The sequence below is a fragment of the Mycoplasma sp. 5370 genome, assembly GCF_054343435.1.
This window is the reverse complement of sequence record NZ_JBTGVF010000035.1, coordinates 1-6,867: the sequence shown is the minus strand read 5'-3', so window position 1 is coordinate 6,867 and position 6,867 is coordinate 1. Positions and strand designations below refer to the sequence as shown.

The 6,867-nt window shown below is 25.4% G+C and carries 9 protein-coding genes and 7 tRNA genes; 13 read left to right on the top strand and 3 right to left on the bottom strand.

From position 1 onward, the window contains the following. Nucleotides 1–88 precede the first annotated feature (88 nt). The 3 genes from ACXX88_RS03875 to rpmG (ACXX88_RS03865) form a co-directional block, all read right to left on the bottom strand. Nucleotides 89–1,150, bottom strand: a complete 1,062-nt coding sequence (locus tag ACXX88_RS03875; protein ID WP_436359003.1) for an aminopeptidase P family protein — start codon at nt 1,148–1,150, stop codon at nt 89–91. Nucleotides 1,151–1,169: 19 nt separating this feature from the next. After that, complete coding sequence (gene rpmG / locus ACXX88_RS03870; RefSeq protein ID WP_436359001.1) at nt 1,170–1,322, bottom strand: 50S ribosomal protein L33; 153 nt, start codon at nt 1,320–1,322, stop codon at nt 1,170–1,172. A 169-nt stretch (nt 1,323–1,491) separates the two neighbouring features. Continuing rightward, complete coding sequence (gene rpmG, locus ACXX88_RS03865; protein ID WP_436359001.1) at nt 1,492–1,644, bottom strand: 50S ribosomal protein L33; 153 nt, start codon at nt 1,642–1,644, stop codon at nt 1,492–1,494. 151 nt (nt 1,645–1,795) lie between these two features. Here rpmG (ACXX88_RS03865) and smpB point away from each other — a divergent pair, with 151 nt between their 5' ends. The 13 genes from smpB (at nt 1,796) to ACXX88_RS03800 (ending at nt 6,658) form a co-directional block, all read left to right on the top strand. Further along, nucleotides 1,796–2,227, top strand: coding sequence for an SsrA-binding protein (gene smpB, locus ACXX88_RS03860; protein WP_436359000.1), 432 nt, complete (start codon nt 1,796–1,798; stop codon nt 2,225–2,227). A 131-nt stretch (nt 2,228–2,358) separates the two neighbouring features. After that, nucleotides 2,359–2,433, top strand: a tRNA-Asn gene (locus tag ACXX88_RS03855). Nucleotide 2,434: 1 nt separating this feature from the next. Then, nucleotides 2,435–2,510: transfer RNA gene (locus tag ACXX88_RS03850), tRNA-Glu, on the top strand. A gap of 6 nt (nt 2,511–2,516) precedes the next feature. Then, nucleotides 2,517–2,592, top strand: a tRNA-Val gene (locus ACXX88_RS03845). Nucleotide 2,593: 1 nt separating this feature from the next. Further along, nucleotides 2,594–2,669 (top strand) — tRNA-Thr (locus tag ACXX88_RS03840). 53 nt (nt 2,670–2,722) lie between these two features. Then, nucleotides 2,723–2,807 (top strand) — tRNA-Leu (locus ACXX88_RS03835). 80 nt (nt 2,808–2,887) lie between these two features. Next, nucleotides 2,888–3,742 carry a tRNA pseudouridine(55) synthase TruB gene (gene truB, locus ACXX88_RS03830; RefSeq protein ID WP_458559638.1) on the top strand — a complete coding sequence of 285 codons (855 nt, stop codon included), beginning with the start codon at nt 2,888–2,890 and terminating at the stop codon, nt 3,740–3,742. Between the two features lie 2 nt (nt 3,743–3,744). Further along, on the top strand, nt 3,745–4,545 hold the full coding sequence (locus ACXX88_RS03825; protein WP_436358998.1) for a YcsE-related riboflavin metabolism phosphatase: 801 nt from the start codon (nt 3,745–3,747) through the stop codon (nt 4,543–4,545). Beyond that, the gene (locus tag ACXX88_RS03820; protein ID WP_436358997.1) at nt 4,545–5,378 is read left to right on the top strand and encodes an FAD synthase; all 834 of its coding nucleotides are present in this window, start codon (nt 4,545–4,547) and stop codon (nt 5,376–5,378) included. The genes ACXX88_RS03825 and ACXX88_RS03820 overlap by 1 nt, the downstream gene beginning before the upstream one ends. 81 nt (nt 5,379–5,459) lie before the next feature. Continuing rightward, nucleotides 5,460–5,966, top strand: a complete 507-nt coding sequence (locus ACXX88_RS03815; protein WP_436358995.1) for an adenine phosphoribosyltransferase — start codon at nt 5,460–5,462, stop codon at nt 5,964–5,966. A 113-nt stretch (nt 5,967–6,079) separates the two neighbouring features. Beyond that, the gene (locus tag ACXX88_RS03810; RefSeq protein ID WP_436358993.1) at nt 6,080–6,391 is read left to right on the top strand and encodes a hypothetical protein; all 312 of its coding nucleotides are present in this window, start codon (nt 6,080–6,082) and stop codon (nt 6,389–6,391) included. A 105-nt stretch (nt 6,392–6,496) separates the two neighbouring features. Continuing rightward, a tRNA-Tyr gene (locus ACXX88_RS03805) sits at nt 6,497–6,580 on the top strand. A gap of 3 nt (nt 6,581–6,583) precedes the next feature. Beyond that, a tRNA-Gln gene (locus tag ACXX88_RS03800) sits at nt 6,584–6,658 on the top strand. The last annotated feature ends 209 nt before the right edge of the window (nt 6,659–6,867 follow it).

Below are 6,867 nucleotides of genomic sequence, written 5' to 3'. Positions count from 1 at the left end.
ACAATTTGCTGCGACGTTATAAAATAATGTTAAGTTTTTGTGTCCATGTTTATTTCCGCATTTTTTCTTTATATTCGTTTTAATAAGATTATTTTCCAATACCATTTATTTCATTTTTTCTAGATAAAGTTATTGATCCTTCTTTTGTAACAAGTAAATCATCTTCAATTCTTGCTCCACCAAAACCTTCTATATAAATACCAGGTTCAACTGTAATAACCATTCCTTCTTCTAATACAAAATCACTTAATGATGAAACATTTGGTAATTCATGAACATCAATTCCAAGACCATGCCCTGTAGAGTGAACAAAATATTCACCATATCCTTTGGATTCAATATAATCTCTACATACTTTATCAACTTCAGAAGCTTTTATACCTGGTTTTACAAATTGTCTTCCAAGTTGTGCAGCTTCTTTAACAATTTGTAAAATTTCTTCTTTTTTAGGATCTACTTTTGAGTTATTAGGATTAAAAATAAATGTTCTTGTTATATCTGCTCCATAACCTTTATAAATAGCACCAAAATCAATTTTTAATAAGTCTCCTGACTTAACTACTGCAGAAGTTGGGTGGTGATGTGGAACTGCAGAATTAGCTCCCGCAGCAATGATAGAATCAAAACATTCTTTTTGTGCACCTTTTTCTTTCATTAAAAAGTTTAATTTTCTATCAAGTTCTTGTTCGCTTTGTCCTTCTTTAATTTCTTTTAGTAATTCATCATAAGCCTCTAGTGAAATATCAATAGCTTTTTTAATTAATTTTACTTCTTCTTCATCTTTTAGTATTCTAAGTTTTTGACCTGAAATTTCAACTATTTCACTGTTTGGAAATGATTTTTTTATTCTATTTAACTCAACAAGAGTTATATAATCAGCTTCAACTCCAATTCTTTTGTATTCTTTGCTTTTAGAAAAATTATCTCAATTTTCTTTGTTAAATAAAACTAATTCAGCATTTTTTACTTGTTTTTTTGCATATTCATAGTAACGTCCATCAACAAAAACATATGATTTATTTTTTTCCATCACAGTAATTCCATCTGTTGATTGAATTGTTGATAATCAAAGTCTTGTTTGTGGAGCAAATGAAATTATTGCATCTAATTTTTTCTCTGTTAATGTTATATCTAAATATTTTCTATTCATTTTTAACTTATCTCTTTTCTTATTTTTTTTCTTTATGTGATGTATGTTTGTTGCATTTATGACAGTGTTTAGACATTTCTAATTTTTCTGTCTGTGTTTTTTTGTTTTTTGTTGTTATGTAATTTTCCATTTTACATTCATTGCATCTTAAAGTAACACCTTCTCTTGGCATTTTTCCTCCTAATATAAAATAATAATTTAATTAATTTAATTTTAACAAAAAGAAGAAAATATTTTTAAAATTAGATTTTAATAAAAAACTCTGCATTTATAATAAAGCAGAGTAGAAACTAAAATTTAAATATAGTATTTATTCTTTTATAAAGGAAACACAAGGAAAATTATTTTTTTTCTTTATGTGATGTATGTTTGTTGCATTTATGACAGTGTTTAGACATTTCTAATTTTTCTGTCTGTGTTTTTTTGTTTTTTGTTGTTATGTAATTTTCCATTTTACATTCATTGCATCTTAAAGTAACACCTTCTCTTGGCATTTTTCCTCCTTATTGTATTTTTATAAATAAAAGATAAAAAAATTTTATCAAAAAATTCACATTTTTTTATTTTTTAATCTTTTTATTTTTGTAAATTTATATTTAAAATCATTTTTAATCTATAATAATATTATATAAGAAAGGAAAAGTTATGAAAATAATTCAAAAAAATAAAATAGCAAATTTCAACTATGAAATTTATGAAAAATATGAATGTGGAATTTCTTTACTTGGTTGAGAAATTAAATCCATAAGAGCTAACAATTTTAACTTAAAAAATTGTTATGCTACTTTTAAAAAAGGTGAATTATATTTAACTAACTTACATATTTCCTTATATATGGCCGTAAAAGGAGATGAAGAGAGAGAAAGAAAATTGCTTTTACATAAAAATCAATTAAAGAGAATTGAACTAAAACAAAAACAACAAGGATTTACTCTTGTTCCTTTAATGTTTTATTGAAATGATAAAAATAAAGTTAAAGTTGAATTAGCTTTAGTTAAAGGTAAAAATAAAATAGATAAAAGGATTTCTGAAAAAGAAAAAGAATTAGAAAGAACAATTAAAAAAATTATTTATTAAAAAATGCATAAATTTCAAAATTATGATAAAATAAAATTGCTTTTTTAATAAGAAGAAAAAAAATAAAAAATTATTTTGTTTTTTTAAAAAAGTAGTATAATAATAAAGCATTATTATTTGCAATGCTAAATGCCGATTTAGCTCAGCGGTAGAGCAGCTGGCTGTTAACCAGTTGGTCGCAGGTTCGATCCCCGCAATCGGCGCCATGGCCCATTGGTGAAGCGGTCAACACACATGGTTTTCATCCATGCATTCACGGGTTCGAGTCCCGTATGGGTCACCATTTTTAGGAAGATTAGCTCAGTTGGGAGAGCATCGCCCTTACAAGGCGGAGGTCGTGGGTTCGAGCCCCTCATCTTCCACCATGCCGTCTTAGCTCAGCAGGCAGAGCAACTGACTTGTAATCAGTAGGTCGTAGGTTCGATTCCTATAGACGGCACCATCATGTTATTGGTTTAAAAAAAGGTTCGATTCCTTTTAACATGACCTTAAAATGCGCGAGTGGTGAAATTGGCAGACACGCTAGATTTAGGCTCTAGTGCTTTACGGCGTAAGGGTTCAAGTCCCTTCTTGCGCACCATATAATTTTTATAATTATCATTAAAGCAAAATTATTAAATTTTGCTTTTTATTTTGTTTTTTTAAAGTAATATTTATTATATGATTAAACTTTTATACAAAGAAAAAAATATAAGTTCATTTCAAAAAATAAAAAAATTTGCAAAAGAAAATAATATTAAAAAAATCGGTCATACAGGAACTTTAGATCCAATGGCTACTGGATTGTTGTTAGTTGCAACAGATGAAGATACAAAATTAATTAATTATTTAGATAAAAGCACAAAAACTTATATAACCACAATGAAATTTCACTTAGATTCAAATACCTTAGATATAGAAGGAAAAATTACTGAAATCAATTACACAAAAAAAATAGAATTATCAGAAATTGAAGAAAAAATAAATTCTTTTATTGGTTGCTATATGCAAACTCCACCTATTTTTTCTGCTAAAAAAATCAATGGAAAAAGGGCTTATGATTTAGCAAGAGAAAATAAAAATATAGTTTTATCCAAATCAAAAGTTTGCATTGAAAAAATTAAAATCATAGAGTTCAATTATGAAAAACAAGAATTAACTTTTGAAACAACAGTTTCTAGAGGAACTTATATAAGAAGTTTAATAAGAGATATAGCTAATAAATTAAATACTTCTGCCATTATGACCTCTTTAGAAAGAACAAAGTTAAGTAATTTAACTTTAGATGATCTTCATTTGGAACAAATAGATCCTTTGAGTATAATCGATAATAATTTGCCTAAATTTGTTTTAAATGATATGCAACTTAAAACTTTAGTAAAAGGACTTAATTTTGAAATAGAAGAAGATGATAAACAAGAAATTGTATTAATTTTTAATAATAAAATTGTTGGATTTGGTAGAATTTATAAACAAAAAATGTTTTCTAATAAACTTTTTGGAAATATAATAAATAAAGTTTTAAAAATGGAGTAAAAATGAAAAAATATAAATTAATTTCTTTTGATATAGATGGAACACTTTTACCATACACACAAAAAGATTTTTTTCCAGAAATCAAAAAAATGTTTGTTGATTTAAAAAAACAAGGAATAGTGGTTATTTTTTGTACAGGTAGAGAAATGATTACAATCGGTAATCTTCTTGATGAAGTAGAAGTAGATTACTTTTTAGGAGCTAATGGAGCATTTATTTTTGATTGCAAAAAGAAAAAAATTATTTATGAAGATAAAATAAATTACAATGATTTTATTACATTAAGTAATTTTTTAGATAAGGAAAATTGTGATTATAGTGTAATGACAGATAAATACGGTTATTTTTCAGAAGGTCATGATTTTAATAATTGATTTTTAAAAGATCACACCGCAAAATTTAAAAAATTAACTGATTTAGAGTTTGATCAAAATAACTTGCATATCATAACTGTAAAAAGTTCTGATCCTAATTTAATTTCTAAAACAGCCGATTTTTTAAAGAAAAATGATTTAAATCTTGAAATAAATTCCACATGATCAAAAGGTTTTTTTATTAGTACATTAAACAGTAATAAAGCTAAAGGACTAAAAGAATTAGGAAAAATTATAAACATTTCACTTCAAGAAATGATTGCTTTTGGTGATGGTTCAAATGACTATGAAATGATAAAAGAAGTTGGTTATGGAATTGCTATGGATGGTGCTCCGGATTTTGTTATAAAAGTTGCTAAAGATACAGCACTTTCTTCTGAAGAAAAAGGAACATATTTAAAACTAAAAGAATTAGGAATTATTTATTAATGACAAAAGTTATACTTTTCAATGATGACAATAACCAAGAATTGCAAGATTCTTGCTTTATTTTAGGATCTTTTGAATCTTTTCATAAAGGGCATTTAAAACTATTAGAAAAAGCAAAAGAATTTAATAAAAAAATAACAATTTTACTTTTTGAAAATCCTGAAATTTTACCTAAAAATAATCAAAAGTTTTTTTCAGATTTATTTTCCAGAATTCAAGTTATTGCCAATTTAAAAATTAACTACATTTTACTTTTAAAATTTGATGAAAACATCAAAAATACTGACGGTTATGATTTTATTAATCTTTTAATTAAAAAAGGAGCAACTAAATTTATAATAGGTTCAGACTTTAAATTAGGAAAAAATGGTTTATTAAATGCACAAAAAATAAAAGATTATTTTGCAGATACTGAAATAGTAGAACTTTATAAAGAAAATGAAAGAAAAATATCTACTTCTTTTTTAAAAGAATTGCTAGTTAGTGGAAATTTTGAAGCAATTAATAAAAATTTAGTAGAAAATTTTTTCATAAAAGCTAAAATAAATTTTAAAAATGAAGTTTTCTTCCTTAAAAATCAAACTATTTTTCCAGCTGGAATTTACCTTTGTTATTTAATATGAAATGAAAAAAAATATCCAGTTATTCTTTGAAGGGATTTTGTTTTAAAAAAAGATAAAATCTTTTTCTTTGAGGGTTTAAAAGTAGAAATTGAATCAATAGAAATTGTTTTTATTGAATTTGTAAAACAAAAAAGAATAATCACAACAGAAATAGAAAATCAATTAACAACTAAAGAAAAAGAAGAAATTAAAAAGCTTTTTAGTTATTAAAAATTAGTTTTTTTATTAAAATAAAAGCATTTTTTTATTTCTCTTAATAAAATAAAAAATATGTAATATAATTTTAAAGTTATGGATTTAATTAAATATATAAGAGATGTTCAAGATTTTCCAAAAAAAGGAATCTTATTTAAAGACATTTCTCCATTACTTGCTAATGGGGAAGTTTTAAGATATGTGATAGATAAAATGAGTGAATTAAGCAAAGATGCAGATATAATAATTGGACCTGATGCTAGAGGTTTTCTTTTTGGAACTCCAGTTGCTGCTATGCTAAAAAAACCTTTTATTATGGTTAGAAAACCAAATAAATTACCAGGTGAAGTAGTATCTATGAATTATGATTTAGAATATGGTTCAAATGCTTTAGAAGTGCAAAAAGGAATGATTAAACCAGGGCAAAAAGCTATAATTATAGATGATGTTCTTGCAACCGGTGGAACAACAAGAGCTATTATTAATTTAGTTGAATCACAAGGAGCTACTGTTGAAAAAATTGTTCTTCTTATGGAATTAGAAGAACTAAAAGGTCGTGATATGCTAAAACCTTATGAAGTAGAATCATTAATAAAAATTTAAGATACTTTAACCAGCAAATTCTGGTTTTTTTATAATAAAATGTCTTAATTATTAATTTGAAATATTAAAAAAAATGATATAATTTTATATTATTTTAATTGGAAAGGATAAAAATGAAGATTGCTGGATATTGAAGAAGATTTTTTGCTAGTTGAATTGATACTTTTTTAGCAGTTATTACAGTTGGAGTAATGTTTGTAATACAAATTATTCAATTCTGTTCTGGAAAACCTACTTTCGGTATGAAAGTAACAGGGATAACTTATAGTTATGGTTCTGGAAGAATGTTAAGATTATTCTTATTTAAATTATTGTGAACATGTCTTTTACTTAGTTTTATTATAGATTTTTTCACAATTATTATGAAAAAAGGAACATTCCCTGAAATCTGAGCAGATAATTATATAGTTGTTGGCTTAAATTAATTATCAATTTATATAATTTTCAAAGCAAAATATTTTAAATAAACAAAAAAACAATAATAATTTCTTCCTATTTTGTAAAAATAGTGTATAATAATATTGTTTTATGGGGGGGTAGCGAAGCGGCCAAACGCGGGTGGCTGTAACCCACTTTCTAACGATTCGGGGGTTCGAATCCCTCCCCCCCCACCATAATGCCCCATGGCCAAGCGGTAAGGCAGCGGTTTTTGGTGCCGCGATGCGTTAGTTCGAATCTAACTGGGGCAGCCAATCAAAAATGACCTAAGAAGCAAAATACTTTGCTTCTTTTTTTAATCAAATTTAAAAATATGCTACAATTAAACTAATAAAATAAAAGAAAGAGATAAAAATAATGAATAACAATTTTAAATACATTATTAAAAATAAAAAAATTATTGTTAAACCTAAATTTTTACTATTTTTCTATACTTAGCAAAAAATGACACATTTTCAACAAA